General features: G+C 26.8%; 23 protein-coding genes and 1 riboswitch. Of the genes, 2 read left to right on the top strand and 21 right to left on the bottom strand.

Features of this window, described 5'->3' with window-relative positions:
- Positions 1 to 229: 229 nt before the first annotated feature.
- The 9 genes from QX51_RS21450 to QX51_RS07590 all read right to left on the bottom strand — a co-directional run bounded on the left by QX51_RS21450 (position 230) and on the right by QX51_RS07590 (position 9,667).
- On the bottom strand, positions 230 to 358 hold the full coding sequence (locus tag QX51_RS21450) for a hypothetical protein (RefSeq protein ID WP_278246215.1): 129 nt from the start codon (positions 356 to 358) through the stop codon (positions 230 to 232).
- A 95-nt stretch (positions 359 to 453) separates the two neighbouring features.
- The gene (locus QX51_RS07620) at positions 454 to 879 is read right to left on the bottom strand and encodes a DnaB-like helicase C-terminal domain-containing protein (RefSeq protein WP_039679297.1); all 426 of its coding nucleotides are present in this window, start codon (positions 877 to 879) and stop codon (positions 454 to 456) included.
- Positions 876 to 1,442, bottom strand: a complete 567-nt coding sequence (locus tag QX51_RS07615) for a DnaB-like helicase N-terminal domain-containing protein (RefSeq protein WP_039679296.1) — start codon at positions 1,440 to 1,442, stop codon at positions 876 to 878. Before QX51_RS07615 ends, QX51_RS07620 begins: the two co-directional genes overlap by 4 nt.
- Positions 1,443 to 1,947: 505 nt before the next feature.
- A complete protein-coding gene (locus tag QX51_RS21445) occupies positions 1,948 to 2,079 on the bottom strand; it encodes a hypothetical protein (protein ID WP_278246214.1) in 132 nt (43 codons plus the stop codon).
- Positions 2,080 to 2,498: 419 nt separating this feature from the next.
- Positions 2,499 to 3,773, bottom strand: coding sequence for an MFS transporter (locus QX51_RS07610; RefSeq protein WP_039679295.1), 1,275 nt, complete (start codon positions 3,771 to 3,773; stop codon positions 2,499 to 2,501).
- Positions 3,774 to 4,713: 940 nt separating this feature from the next.
- A riboswitch (cyclic di-GMP riboswitch) is annotated at positions 4,714 to 4,798 on the bottom strand.
- Between the two features lie 365 nt (positions 4,799 to 5,163).
- Complete coding sequence (locus tag QX51_RS07605; RefSeq protein WP_039679294.1) at positions 5,164 to 7,083, bottom strand: FtsX-like permease family protein; 1,920 nt, start codon at positions 7,081 to 7,083, stop codon at positions 5,164 to 5,166.
- Positions 7,083 to 7,829: an ABC transporter ATP-binding protein gene (locus QX51_RS07600; RefSeq protein WP_039679293.1), complete on the bottom strand. Its 747-nt coding sequence runs from the start codon at positions 7,827 to 7,829 to the stop codon at positions 7,083 to 7,085. Before QX51_RS07600 ends, QX51_RS07605 begins: the two co-directional genes overlap by 1 nt.
- Before the next feature lie 155 nt (positions 7,830 to 7,984).
- A complete protein-coding gene (locus tag QX51_RS07595) occupies positions 7,985 to 8,965 on the bottom strand; it encodes a sensor histidine kinase (RefSeq protein ID WP_039679292.1) in 981 nt (326 codons plus the stop codon).
- 9 nt (positions 8,966 to 8,974) lie between these two features.
- The gene (locus tag QX51_RS07590; protein ID WP_039679291.1) at positions 8,975 to 9,667 is read right to left on the bottom strand and encodes a response regulator transcription factor; all 693 of its coding nucleotides are present in this window, start codon (positions 9,665 to 9,667) and stop codon (positions 8,975 to 8,977) included.
- A gap of 866 nt (positions 9,668 to 10,533) precedes the next feature.
- Between QX51_RS07590 and QX51_RS20905 the strand changes: the two genes are divergently transcribed.
- On the top strand, positions 10,534 to 10,749 hold the full coding sequence (locus QX51_RS20905) for a helix-turn-helix domain-containing protein (protein ID WP_039679290.1): 216 nt from the start codon (positions 10,534 to 10,536) through the stop codon (positions 10,747 to 10,749).
- Positions 10,750 to 13,146: a virulence-associated E family protein gene (locus QX51_RS07580; RefSeq protein ID WP_200886387.1), complete on the top strand. Its 2,397-nt coding sequence runs from the start codon at positions 10,750 to 10,752 to the stop codon at positions 13,144 to 13,146. It abuts the gene before it with no gap.
- Between the two features lie 112 nt (positions 13,147 to 13,258).
- On the opposite strand, the gene QX51_RS07575 is transcribed toward QX51_RS07580, so the two are convergent.
- The 12 genes from QX51_RS07575 to QX51_RS07525 all read right to left on the bottom strand — a co-directional run bounded on the left by QX51_RS07575 (position 13,259) and on the right by QX51_RS07525 (position 24,316).
- Complete coding sequence (locus QX51_RS07575; RefSeq protein ID WP_039679289.1) at positions 13,259 to 14,305, bottom strand: Fic family protein; 1,047 nt, start codon at positions 14,303 to 14,305, stop codon at positions 13,259 to 13,261.
- A 290-nt stretch (positions 14,306 to 14,595) separates the two neighbouring features.
- Entirely contained in the window at positions 14,596 to 15,324 is a 729-nt protein-coding gene (locus QX51_RS07570) for a hypothetical protein (protein WP_052232948.1), read from the bottom strand.
- A gap of 5 nt (positions 15,325 to 15,329) precedes the next feature.
- The gene (locus QX51_RS07565) at positions 15,330 to 16,748 is read right to left on the bottom strand and encodes an AAA family ATPase (protein ID WP_039679288.1); all 1,419 of its coding nucleotides are present in this window, start codon (positions 16,746 to 16,748) and stop codon (positions 15,330 to 15,332) included.
- 303 nt (positions 16,749 to 17,051) lie between these two features.
- Positions 17,052 to 17,765: a hypothetical protein gene (locus QX51_RS07560; RefSeq protein WP_082007813.1), complete on the bottom strand. Its 714-nt coding sequence runs from the start codon at positions 17,763 to 17,765 to the stop codon at positions 17,052 to 17,054.
- A 14-nt stretch (positions 17,766 to 17,779) separates the two neighbouring features.
- The gene (locus tag QX51_RS07555) at positions 17,780 to 18,250 is read right to left on the bottom strand and encodes a hypothetical protein (protein WP_039679286.1); all 471 of its coding nucleotides are present in this window, start codon (positions 18,248 to 18,250) and stop codon (positions 17,780 to 17,782) included.
- 122 nt (positions 18,251 to 18,372) lie between these two features.
- Entirely contained in the window at positions 18,373 to 19,152 is a 780-nt protein-coding gene (locus QX51_RS07550; protein WP_039679285.1) for a hypothetical protein, read from the bottom strand.
- 58 nt (positions 19,153 to 19,210) lie between these two features.
- Positions 19,211 to 19,636, bottom strand: coding sequence for a type II toxin-antitoxin system antitoxin SocA domain-containing protein (locus QX51_RS07545; RefSeq protein ID WP_082007812.1), 426 nt, complete (start codon positions 19,634 to 19,636; stop codon positions 19,211 to 19,213).
- 267 nt (positions 19,637 to 19,903) lie between these two features.
- Entirely contained in the window at positions 19,904 to 21,460 is a 1,557-nt protein-coding gene (locus tag QX51_RS07540; protein ID WP_052232947.1) for a recombinase family protein, read from the bottom strand.
- Between the two features lie 42 nt (positions 21,461 to 21,502).
- Complete coding sequence (locus QX51_RS20635; RefSeq protein WP_161791915.1) at positions 21,503 to 21,649, bottom strand: hypothetical protein; 147 nt, start codon at positions 21,647 to 21,649, stop codon at positions 21,503 to 21,505.
- 106 nt (positions 21,650 to 21,755) lie between these two features.
- Positions 21,756 to 22,319 (bottom strand): hypothetical protein, encoded by a 564-nt coding sequence (locus QX51_RS07535; protein ID WP_039679283.1) that lies wholly within the window; start codon positions 22,317 to 22,319, stop codon positions 21,756 to 21,758.
- A gap of 232 nt (positions 22,320 to 22,551) precedes the next feature.
- Positions 22,552 to 23,922: a phage/plasmid primase, P4 family gene (locus QX51_RS07530; RefSeq protein ID WP_039679282.1), complete on the bottom strand. Its 1,371-nt coding sequence runs from the start codon at positions 23,920 to 23,922 to the stop codon at positions 22,552 to 22,554.
- A gap of 16 nt (positions 23,923 to 23,938) precedes the next feature.
- Positions 23,939 to 24,316, bottom strand: coding sequence for a hypothetical protein (locus QX51_RS07525; RefSeq protein WP_039679281.1), 378 nt, complete (start codon positions 24,314 to 24,316; stop codon positions 23,939 to 23,941).

The raw sequence follows: 24,316 nt of genomic DNA, 5'->3' as shown, positions 1-24,316 counted from the left end.
TATCAATATATCTTTTAGATCATGTACTGTCCTTTTATAATCCTCTGATATTTTAGTTCTAACATTTACTATTACCTTTACATTTTCATGCCTTTTTATTAAGGCTATAACTTTTCTAATTGTCATTCACAAAACCTACCTTATATTTATTTGTAAAGATTAGTCATGATTTAGTTCCCCCTTAGACAATTAAATACCTTATTTCATTATATTTACTTTAAATTACTGGTTAATAACCTAAATCAGCACCTTTAAACCAATAATAATTACTTCCTACTTCTCCACTTCTATTTTTATCTACTATCAGCTCTATAAATTTAGTTTCATTCTCTTTAAATCTTTCTAGAGTAGCCTTCATATCCTCAAGACTTCCTTTTTCTTTAGATACTGCTTTATATGATCTTGAACTAATTCCTTTTATTCTGTAACATTATGTATATAGATAACGATATTTTAATCATGGTAAATCGCACGACTTTCTCTCGTATAGCTTTCACCATGAGGTCTATAGTTTCCAGTTCCTTTCTCTGCTAACTGGATTAACTGTAAAACTATAATTCCATAATCAATAGTTATCTTTTTTAGTTCCCTTGATAGCTCGGCGACTTGTCTCTCTCGGCTATCTTTGAAACTATTTGGAATTAATAACTGAACATAATCAACAATTAATACATCAGGCTTAAAACTTCTTAATTCCTTTTTTATCCCTTGTATGGTTGAAATTTTATCATCAATTTTAATGTCATCTGTTGAAAAAGCCTCCATTGTTTTAACAATTCTTTGCCAATCTTCACTATTAAAGCTTCTATCCTCATATTTCTTTTTAGATATTCCATTATGGCTTAATATTATTCTTTCTGCCACTTGCTCTTTGGTCATCTCTCTAGAAATAATAAGTATTTTTTACCTTTTAAAAATGAATTAATGGCTATTTTAATTGCTAATGCACTTTTTCCAACTCCACTGTTTAAATCATCAAAGATATTTGTCATAATACTTCTTAGTGTGCTATCTGTTTTAATCTCTTCTTTTAACTCTGTAACTATTTCAAATGTATTTAATGATGTATTTTTTATATCCTCTCCCCTTCTGATGTCCTCTATGAGCCTATAAAAAACTTGTACAATATTCCTTTTTTGTTGTAATTCCTCAATTATTTTTATATAATATTGTATGTTGCTTGTAGTTGGTAAACTAGTTAAATATGTTATACCACCGATAGCTTCTAGTTCATTATTAAATTTTAATTTATCTATTAGGGTGATTATATCAATAACCATCCCTTTTTTATGTGGTTCTAACATTCTGTTAAATATAACCTTGTGAGCTTCATTGTAAAAAACATCACTAGGTAAGCTTTCAACTTCATGTATTACATTCTTATCAAGCAATATAGCTCCTAATATTGACTGTTCTGCATGTGTATCATATATATTATTCACTTATAATCACTCTCCACCTATTTTAAAATCTAATACTTTCCCCTTAGGTTCTTCTGCTGGATAATGTGATGCTTCTTTGAAATTTTCATCTAAATAATCCACATATCCACCATTAAAGAATGTACTTCCATGCTGTATGTACTGTTTATTTTTACCTTCTACTTCTTTTGAATATCTTTCTACACTTCTCCTTAATTCTTATAATGAATATTCTTCTAGAAGTTTTAGTATCTTCTTATAAGCCTCTTGTTTTCCTTTTTTATTAGGATAGAGTTTCCATAATTCATCACATTGTGATGTATATATATTATTCTTATCATTCTTGTTAGTTGTTAGTTGCTTGTTAGTCGCCTGTTTATTAGCTTGTTGTTTTTTCTCACTAATTTGATAAAGTTACCAATTTTCAATAGTTATAAGCCTATTTGGGTTTGTTGATTTATTTGTTAAAAATCCATTCTTTTCTAATTTTAACAAGCAAGTTCTAATATTTTAGATTGAAACATCTTTAGCACATTCTTTTTTTATACTCTCCAAGGATGTTATCATTTGCCCCGGCTATTATCTTTTGACATCCAACTAATTCTTCTCCATACATGTTAAGATATTCTTCTCTTTTTTTCTGAATTATATAAATCAATAAAATCATCCAAAATGAAGCTTTGATAACTATTTACTTCTTTACTTACTGAACCATGATATATTTCCTTTAAATAAATTATTAAATTTATTCTCTCAGATCTTATATGTACCTAATGGTAATATACATTCGTCTTGTAAAAACTTTAGAAATTTATGAAAAAAATAATTAATTACTAATTTTTGCTCTTAGTTCTTCCTTGCAAACAACTACTATCCAAAAGTCATGTGAATACAAAATAGAGCTAATATATCTACTTTAATAATTACAATATCAAAATTAAATGAACTATTTTATGTAAATTACTATTTTATATAAAATTTTTTGAAACTGAATTTATAAGCTATACGGTAAAATAAGTTTTAATACAAAATTGATGATGTATAAAAAGCATAAAAATAGGATAGATCAAATTTGATCTATCCTATTTTTATATTTAATGAATTTTGGTTTTCTACAAACATTTGTTTTGATTTTACTTGAGCAAATAAGTTTAATCCATATCCTACTACACCAACAACTATAAATAACATACATGAACCAGTTAATCCTAACTTGTTTGATATAGTTGTGAATAATAATGCTGATATTGAACTACCTAATGCATAAAACATACCTACTTTTGCTAACTTCATTGTTCCATCTTTTTGTCCAAATACATCTGCTGGCATAAATGCTGGTGCTGATGTTATTGTATATACAGTTAATCCTGAACATATAGGTACTAAAAATCCTATTGCACTTCCCTCTGGCATAAACGCCATTATTAATAACGCTATTACTGTAGATATTCCTGATAAAACCATTGGAATAAATGATCCTAATTTATCAAATAATTTACCACCTACTACATTACCTATTAAACATGATACTCCAAATATTGAACCTGCAATTCCTAATTTTCCTGGTTCAAATCCTTTTTGTCCTAATACTGGTATTGCTTGTGTTGATACTGCAACAACTGCGAAACATATTAATGCACATCCTACGCAGAAAGTCCAGAACATTGGATTTTTATCATTTTCTTTGTCTGATAAACCATCAAATTTTGGTCTTGTTGGCTTTACATTTGACTTATTAGATGATGTTTCCATTACAACTTCTTCTTGTTTTGGGTATCTTATAAATAATAATGCTAGTGGTACACCTATTATTATCATAGCTGCCCCTAATGCCATATATGTTCCTCTCCATCCAACGTTAGCTAATAAATTAACTGTTATTGGTTGTAAAAATACATTACCTAATGATCCACCTGCTAATGCTATTCCTAATGCTGTTCCTTTACCTTCACCAGGGAACCAATGACTCATCATTATTGGTAATGATAAACCTGTAAATAATATTGTTCCTACTTGTGTAAAGAATGCACTTCCATTAAACATTATTGCATTTTGAGCCATTCCATATGAGGCGAATGCTATACCTGATATTATTAAACCTGCTACATATATATATTTAATTTTGAATTTATCATATACTTTGGCTATTATTGGATTGAATAATGCCGGAATTGTTCCTGATAAATATAGTAATGTAAATCCTACCTCAGATACTACACCTGATTGAGATACTGGTGTTTGCATCTGACTTTGTAAATTTTGAGATATACAATATGGTATTGCTTGAATTAACATACAAATGAATACTATAAGATATCTTTTATTTTTTTTTGATTTTGCAGCTTGTCCCATTTTATAATTCCTCCTTATAAGCTTTAATATTAATCCGTCAAACAGGGCATAATTTAATATTCTAATTTTTTATAAAATTTATTTATAGAGTATAACTCCTAACTACATTTATTAAGTTTACAGCCATTTAATATATAAGTAAAATTGTTTTTTCTTATTTATATCATTAATTTTTTTAATGGTTTACTGATAAATTTGTTTATTAAGAATTTAGATTTAGTCTATTTTTATTAAAACTTAAAGATTACCTTATTACCTAAGGTACTTATATAATTTCAGAATAAATACCTCAAAATAGCACTTACTTTATCCTTATACCTAGTATCATACTCAAATCCATTACATTCCACTAAATTTCAACTCCAATTTATTGATAAGAATATGAGTCTACAATCAACATTTCAATCAGTCCTTCATATTGTCCCATGTAAACTTTTTTAGTCTTAATTTAAATATCATTCATCCTGGCGGATTTGTTGTAAGTTTTTTTAACTACTGCAAGTGGTTTAACTAATAAAGCTACTAGATGTCCTCCAATCATTTTTGCTAAAACATTTGTTAAAATAGATATTCCAACATTTTTATTATGTTTAATATACTTTGTTATAGATACACATTATATCCATTTGATAATTTTACAACTTTATTTACTCCACTTTGATACCTTGAGAAAAATCCAAATTCCTGTAGTTATTCCTTCATCAAATCTGCCTCTAAAAAATAGGTATAGGTTCGTTATCTAATATTTCTACTGATTCACCTATTCCTAAATAACACCCCATATTATCAATACTATTTATTATAGTAACTTCATTTTCTTTAGTTACTAGATCTTTTTATCCATAGCTGATACTGTATTTAACATTAGCGTGGCTATTGTAACTCCTACTAATCCTATAATTTTTATTGCCCTTTTGCTAAAACTCATTTTTATTCCCTACTTGGTAACTGGCTGGCATAGATATTCATCCTTAGATCCATTAGTTTTCCGTCACTCAATTTCTCAGAATTTGGCTTTTTAAATTTGTTAACTTAATTGTATTTGTAAAATTATATAAATTAAAGTCCTTAGTTATAATAATCTTTATAATATTATTGTCACATATGAGCTTTAATTAAAAATAACTATACCATTCACTAATGGTACAGCTATTATTTTACTACTTTTTATTAACTTGTCTGAAACCGTACTCCTTTACTCGTAGTACGGTTCACTACTATTTATTCTAAACATTATAATTATTTATCTTAGACCATTCTTCTGATTGTGTGCTAAAAGGCAAAATAAAAAGAATTACCAAACTATAAAGTCTAGTAATTCCAATTATTCTACGTTTCCACGTTTATGTATTGGTGGAGATGATTCGCAGGAATAATACCCGCGATTAATTTAATCTACCAAATTTTCTTTTATTTCATTTAAATAACCTTGTCTTACAATTAAGAAGTATATAAGTAAAACTACAAAAAAGCTTCCCATAACTAAAAACGAAGACCCTGCAACATCTACATCGAGGGAGTTTTTAAGAGCTAAAAGTGCAAAGGCTGAATGAATAACTGCAACTACATAAGGAAGTAAAAACAAAGTAGCTATCTCTACTGTCACTGCTTTTCTTATCTCCTTATAGGTCAACCCTATCTTATTAAGGTTTCTATACTTCCTCTTATCATCTTGACAGTCAACATAAAGCTTATTATATAAAAAACTGCTAGAAGTAATGAAAAATATAAGCCCTATAAAAATAGATAAGAATAAAAGAACTGCATAAACTATCCTACCGTGATCCACCATAGATGCTCTAGATAAAAGTTTATACCCTACCTCATCTTTATAGACATCTTCAAAACTCTTAATTGCACCAAGTGTTTTCATATAATTCTTTGTATTGATTGCTATAAATTTATCCTCTATACAATCTAAACTTATACTATTATAAAAATCATCTTTAACAACATATGCACTATAATATGCTGGCATAACAGACTTGTCTGCATACTTTACTTTCATAGATTTATTATCTATAGTCATAACATTATTATTTTTATTATTAATGTTTAATTTTGATACATTTGACTTTGATAATGATATTACTTCATTAGAGTATAAATCAATTGTTTCTAATCTCTTTTCTTTTGATAACTTAATATAATCAGACTCTTTAATTATTTTCACAGTCTTATCTGTATTTTCTGCAACTATAGTTTTAATTTGTCCTTCAACCTTATCATAAGATATTTTATCTTTTTCTAATAGAGATTCTAATAAATCTACTCTTTTGCTATAATCACTCTTATTATAATCCACATCTTTGTAAACATTATCCTCATTTAAATTGCCACTTTCTGTAGCATAAAATATTGCTTGTGGATATGCTGCTTCAACTTGATCTAATCTACTCATCCAATATGAATAAACAGACCCAATTGCTGTAAATGCAATAGCTGAAGTTATTGTTACTAAAAAAAGCATCCTTGTATTATCTTTTATCTTATAATGTAAGTTTGCTATAGACAACATATTAGTATTTTTTTTATAAAATGCTTTCTTCCCTTTAACTTTCTTTATAACAAATACACTAAGTTGTGAAAATAATAAATAAGTTGCCATAATAACCATAAAAGTTACTGGCGCTATTTTATAAAATAAATCTGACATGGTTACACTCACTGCCATGTAGTATGCATATACTAATACCCCAACGCAAAATACAGCTAATATTGGTGACGATTTTGGCTCTGGCTTTGGCGTTTGCGTACCTTTTAATAGTTTTATTACCTTATCTTCTCTAACTACAAAAGATATAAAATAAGAAGTTAGCATTGATAATAATGTAAAGTATAAAATAATTACAGCAATAGATTTTGTTGAAATATAAAACTTTAGTGGCTCTATTCCTATTAATGAAGATATTATAATTAGCACTACCTTAGCGAAAATCAAACCTACTACAATTCCAAAAACTGAGGCTAAAATATTTATTATTAAATTTTCTACGAAAATCATTTTTTTAACTTGTTTCTTTGATATACCTATTGTATATAAAACTCCAAACTCTTTATTTCTACTTTTTAAAAACACACTTGCTGAGTAAAATACAAATAGAGATAAAAATAAATAAATTATAACTTCTGTTACTTGCATTGCTGCTATTATATAATTCTCAAATAATGAAGTATCTAAATCTGGATGATTTATAAACATTCTAAAGGAAAAAAGTAATGTAGAAGATATAAGTATACTGAAAAAATATCCTAGGTAGGATTTAATATTTCGTTTTATATTATTAAGGGCAAACTGTATAAAGCTCATTATTTACTACCTCCTAATAATAAAAGTATATCCATTATCTCTTGATAAAACTTAGTTCTATTATCACCTTTATAAATTTCATTATAAATTACACCATCTTTTATAAAAAGTATTCTATGGCAATAGCTTGCTGCAACTGGATCATGAGTTACCATCATAGTTGTTACTTTCTCTTCATTATTTATTTTTTCTAATAATTCCATAACATTCCTAGCAGCCTTTGAGTCTAAATTTCCTGTTGGTTCATCTGCCAAAACTATAGATGGATTGTTTATTAAAGCTCTTGCAATAGCAGTTCTTTGAGCTTGCCCACCAGATACTTCAAAAGTTCTCTTATCTAATAACTCTTCTATTCCTAGTATTTTTGATACCTTTTTTAATTTTTCATCTTGCTCTTTTACAGGTACATTTTCTAAAGTTAATGGCAGAACTATATTTTCACCTATGGTTAAAGTGTCTAGTAAATTGTAATCTTGAAATACAAATCCAAGTTCTCTCCTTCTAAATAACGCAAGGGCGTCTCCTTTTAACTTATGTGGCTCTTTGTCACCTAAAGTAATCTTTCCTGAGGTTGGTTTATCTATAGTTGAGATTAAATTTAATAGGGTAGTTTTTCCACTACCACTTGGCCCCATTATTCCTACAAATTCTCCATCTTCTATATTAAAACTTATATCCTTTAATGCATTTGATACTACCTTACTTCCGTATACTTTACTTAAATTACTTACTTTTAAAATATCCATGTGGTTCTCCTTCTCTAAATTTATTAAATTTATTTATACTTCAATTTTAATTTAGATGCTAAAATATCACTATCTACAAACCTTACATCTACATTACATCTATGTAAGGTTTACTTATATTTAAAAAGCCAATAGCTTATAACTATTGACTTTCTTTATTTTTTAAATAATATGGATACTTGTGTACCTTTTTCAATTTTCGATTTTAATTCTACCTCATGACCTAAGTTATCACATACTGTCTTTACTATGTATAATCCCATACCCGTTGATTCTCCAAAGTTACGTCCATTTTCACCTGTGAAAAATGGCTCAAATACTCTTTTTATATCTTTTTTAGATATACCAATTCCTTCATCAATTATCTCTATTATTATGTATTTATCATCTTCTCTATTTTTTATAGTCAAATATTTTCCATAATCTTTTGAGTACTTTACTCCATTTATTATTATTTGTTCTATTATAAATCTTAGCCACTTTTTATCACTATAGACCACTAAATCCTTGTCCAATTCTACTTTAGGAATTATTCTATTTTTAATAAATAATCGTCTTTCTTTATTTACTAGTTCTACCACATCATTATATAAATTAACTTTTTCTACTGAGAAATCTTTTTGAAACTGATCTAATCTAGCAAAATACATTGCCATATTAAGTCCTTTATCTATTTTGTCTAACTCTTGCTGTATATTTGATGATATCTCTTCACCTTCATATTCTTGTAGCAAAAGATTGATTACAGATACTGGAGTTTTCATCTGATGAATCCAATGATTAATAAAAGTTAAATGATCGTCATGTATCTTATTTTGTTTTTGTATCTCTAATCTATATTGATTATATTGTTGATTCAGCACATTAGATACATTTTTCCCTATAGGTGATTTTCCTAAATCTAATAGAGATTCATCTAAATTTTCTATGCCTTTTTCAAAAACTTCATAAGCTCTTTTAGTTGTTATGTACTTGTAGATTATAAAGCCACTTACAATAAAAGTATTAAATAATAATATATAGATTATCTCTGATGCTTTTATAAAATTCATAAGTTTACAATACGTAAGAGTTATTATAAGCCCTGCATAATAAGTGAATATATATCCTTTGTATTCATTCATAAATAATTTCATATTATAATCCTACCAATTCTTATTTAATTTGTAGCCAACCCCTCTTACTGTATTTACGGCATCTTCTATTCCTAAATCATTAAGTCTTTTTCTAATTCTACTTACATTAACATTTAATGTATTTTCCTCTACAAATTCAATATCATCCCATATTTTTTCTAATAAATAATCTCTACTAACTACTTTGGGATACTTTTTCATAAGACATTCAAGTAATATCCCTTCTTTTTTAGTTATGATTATATTCTTATCCTCAAATTGTACTTCCAATCTTTCAGGGTAAAATTTAAGTCCATCTAATTCAACTATTCTTTCATTTAACTTTGGAGCATATTCTCCGTAAGACCTTCTCATATGACTTTTTATTTTTGCTATTAATACCTCATATTGAAAAGGCTTAGTTATATAATCATCTCCACCACTTTCTAATGCTCTGATTTGATCCATTCCACTTTCCCTTGCTGATATAAATATTATAGGTATATTTGATTTTTGTCTTATCTTTGTGCACCAATAAAACCCATCAAATTTGGGTAAATTTATATCTAATAATATTAGACTGGGTCTACACACCTCAAATTCCTCTATTATATCATTAAAGTTTGTTGCTACAACTCCCTCAAACCCGTATCTATCTATGTAATCTTTTAACAACGTACTTATAGAAATATCGTCCTCTATAATATAAATCCTATTATTCATATATCCACTCCATATCAACCCTTGGTATTTACCATATTTTAATAATTTGTATCCACAGTTAGTATATCATCTTTTATAGTAAATAAAGCTATAATTATTGCCGTTTTATAAGTTAGCTGATTTATATTTTTGCTATAGAGCTTTTGTCTTTGTCGTAATTCTCTGCTACGATAAGCAAAATTCCAAATACTATAAGAGCTATAGATACTGATTGAAAATTATAGCTTTAAATATTTCTATTAATTCCATTTATTTAATCTTTTTTCTTATATAATTTTTCTTGTATAAGAATTTTACATTAAATACTATAGTATAACTATCTTCAAACCTTACATATGTATTACATCTATGTAAGTTTTGTAAAAAAACACATTGACAAAATTATCAATGTGTTTTCGTGTATTTCAATGGTGGAGATGATTCACAACAATAATACCCACGATTTTATTTTGCACTTTTCTACATATTTCACTGTTCCTATAAAAATAATACATAATCATAGGAACACAAATCCCACCTCTATACTGTTCTCACTGCTACCTATAATCCCTTTGGAACTAATCTTAGAACGTCTATCAACACTAGACCTACACTTAGTTAGACCTATATCTGTTCCTAAAGTTCCTATGTCATATATTGAGTATATATTTATATTAATTAAAGATTTTTGTATGCGTATACATGTGTACGCGCGCGTAAGGAGTTTTTGACTAATTGGAACATCACATTGGAACACCACATGGAAACCCAAATTTTCAGCTATATATTATAGCACATTTTCTTCATATAGCTTAGTAAATTACTTTTTAACTTTAGTTTAAATTTAACATATATGATTATCTTATAAAACGAAAGGGGAGGTAATCATGGAATATAAAATAAATACAGAACAAATAAAATATCAAATGTTACTCAAAGGATATTCTCTGAGTCATCTAGCAAGAGAGTGTAATCTTGCAAAATCTACAGTCTCAAGAATCCTAAATAACGTGGGAAATCATAGACCTGAAACAATATATAAAATAGCAGTAGCACTTGATTTTGAAGTAGAAAAAATAATAACTGAAAAGGGGATAGAGTAAATGAAAATAGGAATTAGTATAGGTAACTCTAGAAAAGATAAAGTTTGGAAGTACAGAAAAATGGAATTAGAAGAATTTATAAAAAGAATATCTTCTACTACTCGTACATCAGAAACTATGGAAGAATATAAACAACTTCCTAAAGCTAAACGAGATGATATCAAGGATGTGGGTGGATTTGTCCTTGGAAAATTAAAAGATAATAGAAGAAAAAAAGATTGTGTCATAAATCGCTGTGCTCTAAGCCTGGATATGGATTATGCCACTGCAAGCACAATAGATGATGTAGAAAAACATTTTAATTTCAAAGGTTATTTTTATTCAACACATAATCATACAAAGGAAAATCCAAGGCTTAGACTAATAATTCCCCTAAGTCGTGATGTTTCACCTGATGAATATAGTGCTGTATCTAGAAAAATATCAGAAGAAATAAACATAGAAATATTTGATGATACTACTTACGAATCCAGTAGACTTATGTATTGGCCTTCCACATCTTATGATGGTGAGTTTATTTTTAAAGAAATAGGAGAAACTTTCTTAAATCCTGATGAAATCCTAGCAAAATACAATGATTGGACAGACCCTAGACAGTGGCCAGTATCTACTAGACAAGAGAAACTTTTACAAACCAAAATCAAAAACCAAGAAGACCCCTTTGAAAAGGATAATTTAATAGGAGCATTTTGCAGAACTTATGATATTTGCAAAGCCATAGACTCCTTCTTATCACACATATACGAAGAAAATGAAATTAATAAAAGATACGATTACATACCTGCCACATCCCAAGGTGGTCTAGTAATTTATGATAACAAATTTGCTTATAGTCATCATGCTAGCGATCCTGCTTGTGGTAAATTACTAAATGCCTTTGATTTGGTGAGAATACACAAATTTTCTCATTTAGATGAAAAGTATGAAGAAAAAGATAATCCTACTAATCTACCTTCTTACAAGGCTATGATTGAGTTTGTATTATCTGATAAAAATGTAAAATTTCAATTAGCCAAGGAACGTGCTAAGCAGATTGATGAAGAGTTCGGTAATATATCTGTCGAAGAAGACGAGAATGAGTGCAACTGGTTATCACATTTAGAACTAGATAAAAAAGGTCGTATAAAAGACACTTTATCTAACATTGCAAATATTATACGCCATGACAAAAACTTAAAATCAATCGTCTACAACCAGTTCAAATCTAGTTTAGATGTTATTGGTAAACTTCCTTGGAACCAAGTAAAGCCAGGCTGGAATGATACTGACTTTTCATGTATAAAAGTGTATTTTGAACAGGTTTATTCTCTGTGGTCACCTTCAAAATTCAAAGATGCTCTATATGCTGTAATCTCTGCAGAAAGAATTTATCATCCAATCAAGGAATATTTAAGCACACTTATTTGGGACGGTACTCCTCGTATAGACACCCTATTAGTAGATTACTTAGGAGCAAAAGATAATGAGTATGTAAGAGCTATAACTCGTAAAACTCTCGTAGCTGCCATAGCCCGCATTTATGAACCAGGAATTAAATTTGACTCAATCCTTGTACTTAATGGTCCCCAAGGAATCGGTAAATCTACTCTATTCTCCATACTAGGTAAGTGCTGGTATTCAGACTCCTTATGTCTAACTGACATGAAAGACAAATCTGCCGCAGAAAAACTTCAAGGATATTGGATTCTAGAGCTTGGTGAGCTGGCTGGTATGAGAAAAATGGACGTGGAAACAGTAAAATCTTTCATCACTCGTACAGATGATAAATTTAGACAATCCTATGGAATAAATGTTGAAAATCATCCTCGAAGTAATATTATCGTTGGTACAACTAACTCAGAAGATGGATTCCTTAGAGATATTACAGGAAACCGTAGATTCTGGCCAGTTTATGTTTCAGGAAATAGCAAATATAAACCTTGGGATTTGAAAGATGTAGTAGATCAAATTTGGGCGGAGGCTATTGTTAGATACAAAGAAAAAGAAGAATTATTTTTAAAAGGCGATGTGCTAATGGCAGCCAATATAGCCCAAACTGAGTCCATTGAATATGATGATAGACAGGGGCTTATTACTGATTATTTAGAAAAATTGCTTCCCCCTAATTGGGCTGAAATGGATTTATATGATAGACGTGCTTTTCTTAATGATACTAATTTTACTGATTCTAAATTCTCTGCTGTAGGTTCAGTAAAAAGATATAAGGTCTGTATTATGGAAATTTGGTGTGAATGCTTTAATAAAGAGCGTCAAGATTTGAAAAGGATGGATTCTTTTGTTATTGAAGGTATTTTGAATCGTATTGGTGGTTGGGAAAAGTTATCTTCTAATAAGTCTGGCAAGGCTAGATATTCTTTGTATGGTACTCAGAGAACTTTTGTTAAGAAATGTAGTTAATATAGATAAGCCTGAAGTTTTTAAGATTTTCTTAATGACTCCAGGCTTTTTTTATTTTGCTAATGTTTTTTTAAGGGTCTTACTTCACCATTTTAAGTTGTTGCTAGTATATCTAATATATTTTTTTCCACTTAGTATTTCTACCTTTTTCAACAGATTCTATCTTATTTTCCTTTTTAAGCTTGTCAAATACTCTATTAATAGTAGCTTCTGCCACATCAGGGCAAAGATTTCTTATCTGCGCTTTTGTGAAATATCCAATAATTCCTTCTATTGATTTTTCAACTCTATCACTTTTACTTCCTTTGCTAGTATTTATAATACCAACTCTTTCTTCAAAATCTTTATAAGACTTAAGTATTATTCCTAAGAAGTACTCTAACCAAATATAAATATTGTGCTTCCCATCATGCCATAACATAGATGATTTGTTTAAAGATTCATAATATGTTTCTTTACTATCTTCTATTATTTTTTCAATTGATATAAATCTTCCTACTTCATATCCACTTCTATATAACAGTAATAATGTAAGTAATCTAGACATTCTTCCATTTCCATCATTGAAAGGATTTATACAAAGAAAATCCAATACAAACACTGCAATAAGTACAAGTGGCTCTACCTGCTCTTTGTTAATTTCATCATTATAAAGTTTACAAAGTTCTTCCATATACGCACTTGTATAAAATACATCTACTGGCTTGAACCTTACATACTTACTTCCATCTGGTAGAGTTTCTTCTATGATATTATTAGATGATTTGTACCTTCCACCTGTTCCTGGGTTAAATTTGTATAAATCTCTATGCAATTGTAAAATCACACTTGAATTAATAGGAATTGCGTCATAAGCACTATGAATAGTATTTAATACATCTCTATAACCTGCAATTTCACTTTCACTTCTGTCTTTAGGCTCAACTTTATTGCTCATTAACTGTGATAATCTTTTATTTGAAGTATAAATTCCTTCGATTCTATTTGATGACTCCGTACTTTGTATTACTGAGATTTCTTTTAAAGTGTTTAAGATTTGAGGAGATTGTTGTTTATATAAATCTTGCTTACCTTTATATTCATTTATAGAAGATATTAATCTTACTATGTACATTGGCATTGCAAGTTCTCTTAATTTATTTTTTTCTATGGATTTCACTTTATCACTTCCTATATTTTATTATTATCATTATATCATAAACCTTATCATTTCTATCCAAACGATAAGATTTAATAGTATTTTTATATCAGACATATTTAATAATGATATTTATACAAAAAAGGTATTAACATAATAAAATATGCTAATACCTTTTTATAGTTTTGAATGGTGGAGATGATTCACGACAATCATACCCACAATTTTATTTTATATTAACTTTACTGCAAGAATCTTTTATTTACAACATACTTTGTTAAAATAAATACCTAACTTAAATTCTCTTAACACTAAAAATTCTCCTTATATTCATCTTTTATACAATCTCTAAAATCACTGAAAAATAGATGAAAATTACTATATCTACCCAATGAGTTCAAATCTTTTTTTAGAAAATTCCAAGTATCATTATAATTTCCACTTACTGCAAAATTACTCTTCGACATAAAATTAATAAATTCTATTTCATTATCATAGAATTCATCTTGAAAATCTTCTGCATAACGTATTTTTAATTCTTCATCTAGATTTGCATCATCATAAAGTACATGATCTAAGTTACAACAAAAATAATAAGCTTTATACTTTATACTTGAAATTTCATTTGTAGACGAGAGTAAATTCATAATAGAAGACTTTTTACTATTTCGATTTATAATTTTCTCTTTACTATACGCATGTATTTCATTAGAATAATATTTAAAACCTTTTAAAATTTCATTATTCTCAATCATAAATTCCTCATTTTTGATATAAGCACCATCAATATCTATTAAATGCACAACACTTAGAATATCTTTTTTCTTAACTTTTGATTCAGTCATATATTCTTTAATCTTTTCATTTATCACTCTCCTAATATTTTGTTGGCTTGAGTTTATATCACTGGTTACATCTCCATACATAATTTGAAAAGCTACTGTATCATTTTTAATGATGTTTGATATCAATGCGGACAAAGCTTCATCTTCAGATATTCCTTCTACAAGAAATAATATTACTTTTTTCTTAATTCCCACAATATCTATCCCCTCCATGCCTTTCTAAATGCACGAGAAATATGAGATTTATTAGTTCCATTATAAATTTCTTCACTTTGGCCACCTAACAATATACCTCTCAAATAAAAATCTCTTAAATTATTAGTGTTTTTTACACTGGTAAATTTAATGTATCTATTATCTGGATTTGTTGTTGTAAATACAATTGAATCTTTATCTAATTTTTCAAGTACTCTAAGATTATGAGAAGTAAATATAAACTGTCCTTTACACTTATCCTTAATCACATCTAAAATTTCGCCTAATAAATATTCAAAAACGCCTGCATCAAGTTCATCTACAGCCAACAATATTTTATCATTGTTATACATTGCAATTAACGCACTTAATATAGATATTATTTTTTTTATTCCATCTGATTCATATTTCAATGGTATTTCAATTTTATCTCTGTGTGAAACTAATTCAACTTTATATCCCTCTTGTCCATCCTTTAACATTTCTATTCCATAATTTTTTAATTCCACATTTAAATTAGGGATGATATTTTCTATAACTATATTAATTTGATTTATTATTTTATTTAATACATCTAGTTTATGCTTATCAATCGTAGTAACATCAAAAAGCTTCATAGCTACAATACCTGTTGACATTCCTTCATCATCTTCTATTCTAAAACTAAACGGCATTACTCCAAAAGTATTTATTGCTCCTAACTCATCATTCTTGATTATAAATAAATTAAATTTTGCAAAATACTGTAAACTTTTAATAATATTTACTATCTCAGACTTCTCTGTAAGACTTTTTTCAAATAATGTTATATTATCTTTATTAAATATATATGATTTGCAAAGACGCTTAGAAAACTCTTTTTGAAATTTTAAATCCAATTCATTTTCTTTATCTATACTTATCATTTCTAAATAGCTTTTTTTAGGACTAAAAGGTATATCTGTATTTTCATATTCATAATTTAGTATATCTGATTTTTTTTTCCATTTTTCATCAACTAATTTAGAGTAACTTAGTCTTTCTCTAGTTATTTTTATAAATGGATTATTTTCATCTAACTCATCATCTTGTTTAGTATATTTATATACACTCTCTTCAATCTTACTCAACTCAACTTGATAGAATATTTTATAATTTTCTTCTCTACAAGTCATAAAAAACTCAAAATCTAAAAACATATTTTTCTTATCAGCCGAAATTAAATATAGAAAATTACGGGACAATGGTTTGCCTAACATTAAATCTCTAAGTAGCAATAAGGAATCTACAATAGATGTTTTCCCCGATCCATTTTGGCCATATATTCCTGTTACATGTTTTAATGATTCTCTATCTGATTTTTTATTAAAACTTATAGAACCATTATATACATTTTTCAAATTTTTTATATTTATTTTATTTAAACATATAATAGAATCTTTCATAATTATATCCTCCTTACTCTATATTATTATATCACATATTATTTTGATTATTTCTTATTTTGAAATAAAATATTCCATTTTATAAAATAAAGTTCCGAAATATCGTATATAAATTTAATTTTAATATTTTTTTATTCTATTTATATATTATATTTAAATTTCCAGTAATATTATTAATATAAAAAGAACTACTAAGATATAAAACTTAGTAGTTCTTCATCCTCTCTCTCGAGGGTTTGAATGGTGGAGATGAATCGCTACAATCAAACCCACAATTTATATTATTTTTAAATACATAAATTATTATTCTTCGTTGCAAATATCTAATAAATAATTAGTTGTTGCGTATTCAGTTCCAAACACATTACACCATTTACGTATGATACTATACTTATCAATATCCCCTTCTATATATTCTAAAATTTCTACTGTCAATTCATCTATACTATTATGCTTTTGTATAAACTCTGATAATGATCCTTCTTTTGGTTGTTTCTCATACATTCTATATTTTAAAATATATTTTATATGTTCAATACTCACTTTATTTCTACAATTTATATAATACTCATTAGTAATTTTTGAAGTAATCTTAAATATTATCCAGGATTGTGTTTTTATTTTATCTAAGTCTAAATTTTTTCTTTTTCTATTTATAGATTTATCTAGTGGTTTTATGTATTTTTCATGGTATTTTACAATATCTTCATGTATTTTTTCTTTATATTCACTTTCTTTTATTATCTCATTACTAACACCATTACTTAATGCTGCTAATTGATGAAATGAATGTATTACATTATATCCATTATTAATTGAATTTAGTTTGCTAATCCACGATTTCTCTCTACATCTTGAGATATAACCACCATCACATGACTCAATTACTCTAAATAAGAAATTATTTATGCCATTCATTTTCATAGATACATAAAGTCCTTTTTTAGCTATATAATGCGTATTATTCTCATAACCTCTTGCTCCAAATCTTTTATGTTCACGCCATCTATGATTAATATTTCTACTTTTCCCTACATAATATTTTTATATATGTAATCATAAATATAATATATATATTCTTTTTCTTCATCTTCTAATATGCTCGTATTTTGGGTAGGTATATTATTTTTAAAAATATATTCATGTAATCTACTTTGATTATCATCACTTTTCACAATATTATAATAATGATTATTGTCACAAATTAATTTGTTAAATTTATTTATCAAATCAAGATTATCTATATAAAATAAAATTTCACTTATATCCTTATAGCAATAAAATGTAATTTTACAAGGTTCTTTTAAAATAGATACAGCTTTACACATAGCTTCTAAAATCGCCCTGTCTTCTATACTTTTTCTACGTTTAACATAATTATTACATTCTATCTCATCATATATTAATCTCTCTGTTTCTTTGTATTTAAGTATTAAACTATATATTCCTTTAAAGCTTACCAAATCAGCTATTCCTCTAATAAAGACCTCCACTTGCTTCATATATACTCCTTTATTTATAATCATATATTTTGTTAATACATAAAATACTCATACCAATTAGATATGAGTATTTTATAATATAACCATATATTTAATTTTTTTAGTTGTGTAAGTAATTTACTTTAATTTTCAAATATACTATCTATTTGTGATATATTATTATAAATTCTTTCTTTTATCTTATTCTTAGACATATTATAATCTAACTGATTAGAAATATAACTTGATAATTTATGTATTTTTATGCCTAATGAATCAAGTAAAAAATCTGGAACTATACTATTTAAATCATCCATTATATATATATCTTTGTCATCACTATAATTCATATATAGGTTATAAAGTCTGTCCTCATATAAAGATATTAATCCTTCATCTACATCGAGATTATTACTCCTCACTAATCTATCTAGCCTTATTATAAATACACCTATATTATCAATTTTAGAACTACGATATTCAAACCATTTCTTAAACGTATCATTAATATTTTTCTTTAAATGTGCGTATTCATAATTAACAATATTACTAATTAATTTATTTTTTATAGCATTAAATGGTTGTATTATTAACTTTAATAAATTAAAATTACTATCATTACCATTCATATCAATTACATATTCATCTAATCCTAAGTTTAAAAATATAGAATATATAATTAATGCCTGAACTGCTATCTTAAATATGTTAACCCAGCTAGTTAAATCATATGATGTAGATGTCAAAAAAACAATTGCAAATATTATTAAAGATAAGAATATAGATGCTAACCACAATTTTATATAAATCTTTATGAAACAATATTTACCGAATACACATTTATCTATTATACAAGGATAATCTGAATCAGAATTATCTATCAATCCTTTTTTAGCCCTTTGTTTTTGCCATTGGTCTTTCACATATACTTTATGTAAAAATATAGTATATAAAAAATATATACTCCCCCATATTAAAGTGTTATATATTTTTCAGTTCCTCTGCTCTTTCTATATCAATAACTTCTTTTATATGATCTTCTGACCAAAGTGATTCATTGTGGGAGTACTCAGATATTTGAGCTGATGTAAATTTATCAAATTTTTTAAGAACACTATATAATATATCTAGCTCTTTTTCTTCATATGATTCATCATTTAAAACAACTTCTGGCATTATAATATTTCCAAATTGGCTATGTAATAATCTAATAAATTTCTTACTCTCAAATTCTATCAAGTAACTATCTATGTTTTCTATAGCTGGACCATAAAAATCACATATAAAGTCATCTATCAATAATCTTTCCTTATACTTCTTATAATATATAAATTGCGTATAAAATAATAACTTATTTAATTTAGTTTTATATAGATTTTTCTTAGATTTATTAGCAAAGAATAATATGTATTTAAGTAAATTTAATTTACTCTTTCTTCACTCATAATAATCCCCTTCTTCTTATAGTTATTTAAATATATAACTTTATTCATAATTACACCACCCTATATCGGTAGTATAGTTTAGATATAGTTATTAATTATACCTAAATTATACTACAATAAATATTTACTATCAATTTACATTTATTTATGTATATTAATTATGTTGATAGTCATATTACTACGAATTATTAACTTGCTATCTTTATCTAATCATTTTCAATTAATTTTATTAATTTCTTATACTTATAATTCTTAAATCATGACTTATTTCATTATCTACGAAAGAAAAGACCACGTTGAATATCACTTCAACGTGGTCTTTATATACTAATACTTCTTTCACATAATCTCCTATGAATTTCTTACACTCTGGTAAATTTCTAGTTAGTACAAACTCTTTAAACCTACCAAACATATTTCTAATTTGTTCTTCTGTTATAAGTACCTCTTCACCATCTGCTCTTTCTATAGATAACTCATTTATCTTAAGATCTAAGTTCAACTTAACTTGTTCTAGTTCATCTAACTTATCCTTCAACATATTATTTACTATTCCACTCATAATAGCATTTAATATATTTTCTATTTCCTTATTAACTTTTGTAAGTTTATTCTTAAGACTATCTAGCATTTCTTCATTACTTTTATTCTTATCTTGTAACTTCTTATTTAATTCCTTACTTAAAGCTGGTATTGCATCATCATTTAATACATGTTTTTCTAGTTCTGTTAACACAAACTCTTCTAACTCATCTCTTCTTATCTCTTTATTATCACAGCCTCTCTTTTGCTTCCTACATCCACATCTATATGATATGTATACATTTTTATAAGAATCATACCTCTTATTACCTTGATACATATGTCCACATTCTCCACAACGTACTAAACCAGTTAATAGATAGAATGTACTTGCTTTATTTGCTCCTGGAGCTCTCTTTCTTTTTTTCATCATTTCTTGTGCTTGTTCAAATACTTCCTTATCTATGATTTGTGGCATACCCCCTTCAACTTTAATTATTTCTTCCTCACTCTTTTGTTTGTGACCATTTCTTTTTCCATTCACACCTTTTCTTTGTGTCTTATTGAATATATAAACTCCAGTATATTTTTCATTACTTAATATGCTATATAAACTATTCTTACTAAATTTTCGATTTTCTCTTTTGGTACGATAACCAAGTTCATTTAACTCATCTATTATTTGACTATAAGAATATCCATTTACATATCTATTAAATATTATTTTTACTGCTTCTGCTTCCTCTTCATTTATAATATAAGTCTTATCTGGTGCAACATCATATCCTAGTGGTGGTGTTCCTCCTAAATGTGTCTGATTTTTAAGTGCAGATTCTTTTAAACCTTTCATAACTTCCCTTGCTAAATTAGCTGAATAATATTGAGCCATACCTTCAATAACTGATTCTAATATAAGACTCTCAGGACTATCATCAAGATTTTCTAGTACACTTACTACCCTTATTCCTTTTATCTTTAATTTCTGTTTATACATTGCTGAATCATACTTATCTCTAGAAAATCTATCTAATTTATGTACAATAACCATAGATATCCCTGTTGTATCATTCTCACAAAATTTAATCATATCTTGAAACTCTGGTCTATTGGCAGATGTAGCTGATTTAGCCCTATCTGCAAATATTTTGACTATTTGTATATTATTTTTCTCACAATATTCTTTAATAGCTCTCACTTGTGCATCAATTGATTCATCTCTCTGATTTTCTGAACTGAATCTTGCATATACTACCGCTTTTTTCATATTAATATCCTCCAATATCTTACTTAGTTACTAATTTTATTCTTATTTATTAATCATCTTAGAAAACACTTCTACTAAACTACCTTTAATATGTATTCTCTGATTGCTATTCCCCTTATATTTTTTATTCTCATACTTTCTTACATATAAATCTTTTCTATCTATTTTTACTGTAAATGTATTCTCCATATATAATTCTCCTCAATAATATAATATCTATCTATAAAATCTATAAATTCAAAATTGGATTAGGATAAATTCATCAACTAAATTGAATCTATCCTAATTTATCTGATTAAATTCCTATTAATTGTTCACTCCAATCATAAATATCACACTCTGACCAATTAAATAATTCTTCAGTAAAGCTATTATTACTATCATTATTATGTATATTCGATATCAACTGATGATTTTCTAAATTCCAACCTATAAACTTAATTCCAAGATCTTTATATTCACTTATATAATCTATAAAACTGAACACTAAATCTATATAATCATTATTTGATTTGAGATTTATCACTTGATTAGGCTGGAAGAATAAATCTATATCATTCCCATTTATTGATATTAATTTAGGCTTTATTCTTAATTTAGATATAATATTATCTACTTGAGCTAAATCTTTAAGAGTACCCTTCTCTAATTTAAAATTAGCTCTTAATCCCATAAATTTACTTCCTACTATATTTACTATGTCTGATTTTATGTGTCCTTGATCACATAGCATTCTTACAAATTTCTTTGCTATAGGATTAAGATATTTAATTAATTCTTTATAATCATTCGAACTTAACTTTATATTCTTTCCTTCTCTTAGTGCATTTTCTAATATTCCATTTATTTTATTTTTCATTTTTATATACCATCCTTTATATCTTTTATCATTTAAGTATCAATTGATAATCAATTGATACTATATAGCTGTACTTATACTTAACTTAAATACCTGTATTTATCATCATTAACTAAAACTATTTAATTTTTATACTCCATAGTGGCAATAGTGGCTAGTGTGGCATGTATAATAAAAAATTATTATTAATCAAATTAATTAAAACTTTTATAGTAGCTGCCCCTATTGCCATTTATACCACCCATCCTAGATGTCTAATAAACCTACAATTCCTAGATTTCACTTCTTCTATTTTAATTCCCTCTAACAATGACACTCGTTTTAACTCTTTCCAAAATTTAGATGTACTCTCAGTACCATTCGAATCAATACTATTCTCCTTAATCCACTCTATATATGTACTTATTAAATCTTTCTTATCAATCTTATTATTTATTTCATGTTTAAGCTTTTCTTTAAAAAACAAATATACTGGGTCTTGATTTTCTCTATAGGATAATAGTAAAGACTTAGTAGCTTCTGATTCAGTGAATTTATAATTATTTTCAATTAATCTATGTAATCCTTCTAATGCCCATACTATAATACCTTCAATTTCATCTGCTAGTTTATCAAATAAATAAACATCTTTTTCACTATCATTAATAACTCTATTAAATGGTATTATTAATAATCTTCTATAAAATCCATGTGTATTATCTAATGTATTAGGTAGAGTATTACTTGCAAATATTAATTTGCAAGTAGATCTATACTCATAAGGATCCTTATATTTAACATCAATTGTAATAGTATCTCCACTAGATATAGCCTTGAGTTTTTCTGTTTCAAAATTAGCTTCATTTTCTGATGATATATTTGCTTTCTTACCAACAATGCATGATGCTGTAAAATCTTTCTTAAATTGATTAAGAGATATTGATGATGTGTTATCTCTACCTAACATATGTATGATTAAATCACATAATACACTTTTACCATTACTTCCTATACCATAGAATAAAAATAACTTTTGTGCTTTACTTGTATCTACTAATGTATAACCCATTATTTCTTGAATACACTTGATAAGTTCCTCATCTCCACACATACATTCATTAATAAACTTCAAAAATAAAGGACATTCAGCATTTTTATTATAGTTATTAGATATATTATTAGTTACAACTAACCTAGGATTATAGTCTTCTAATTCTTTAGTAGATATATTATAAACACCATTCTTAAAGAATACGTATTTAGGATAATGTGGTAACTCTTTCAATATATCGTAATCTCTATCTATTAATGCTAATATCTTACACTCATCCTTAATTGACCAAAAACTTATATCTATAGTATCTAAGATATACTTTATTAATCTTATTAACTCTTGTCTTGATAATTTATCAAATAAACCTGTTTTATAGTTGTATACTAAGTAATCTTCTTTATAACATATTATGGTACAAGTAAACTTAAGTATTTTAACAAACTTTTTAGGGCTAAAAAATACAACTCCTTCCTTATCCTCTGAAAGTAATTTTTCTTTATATTTACTTTCTTTTAGGTTATACTTTGAATTAATATAAGATAATGCAAATTCATTAATAGTTAATTTCATATTAAATTCTCCTTATTTATATTGCGATTATTCTATCTATATTTGTGTATATCTTGTCAGCAACTTTATTATTCTTTATTATTACTTCTACCTTCATATTAAGCAATTCATCTACATCAAACACATCTAACTGTCTATCTATTTTCATATCATCTAGGAATTTAGAAAACCTTGTTCCCTCTTTATCAGATATATAATAAGAAGTATTTTTTGTAATTTCTGTTACACCAGTATCTACTTCTACTTCAAGTTGTAATATATCTTTAAATCCATATTGGGTAGGTTGATCTACTTTTATATCTACACCTATAATCCTTCCATGATAATTTCCTTCTTTCACCTCTATACTATTATTTTTTATACTTACCATAAGATTATCTTTTTTAAATAACAT

Source organism: Terrisporobacter othiniensis (assembly GCF_000808015.1).
Classification (GTDB): domain Bacteria; phylum Bacillota; class Clostridia; order Peptostreptococcales; family Peptostreptococcaceae; genus Terrisporobacter; species Terrisporobacter muris.
Note: the sequence above shows the minus strand (reverse complement) of the source record. Positions and strands in the feature narration are given on the sequence as shown.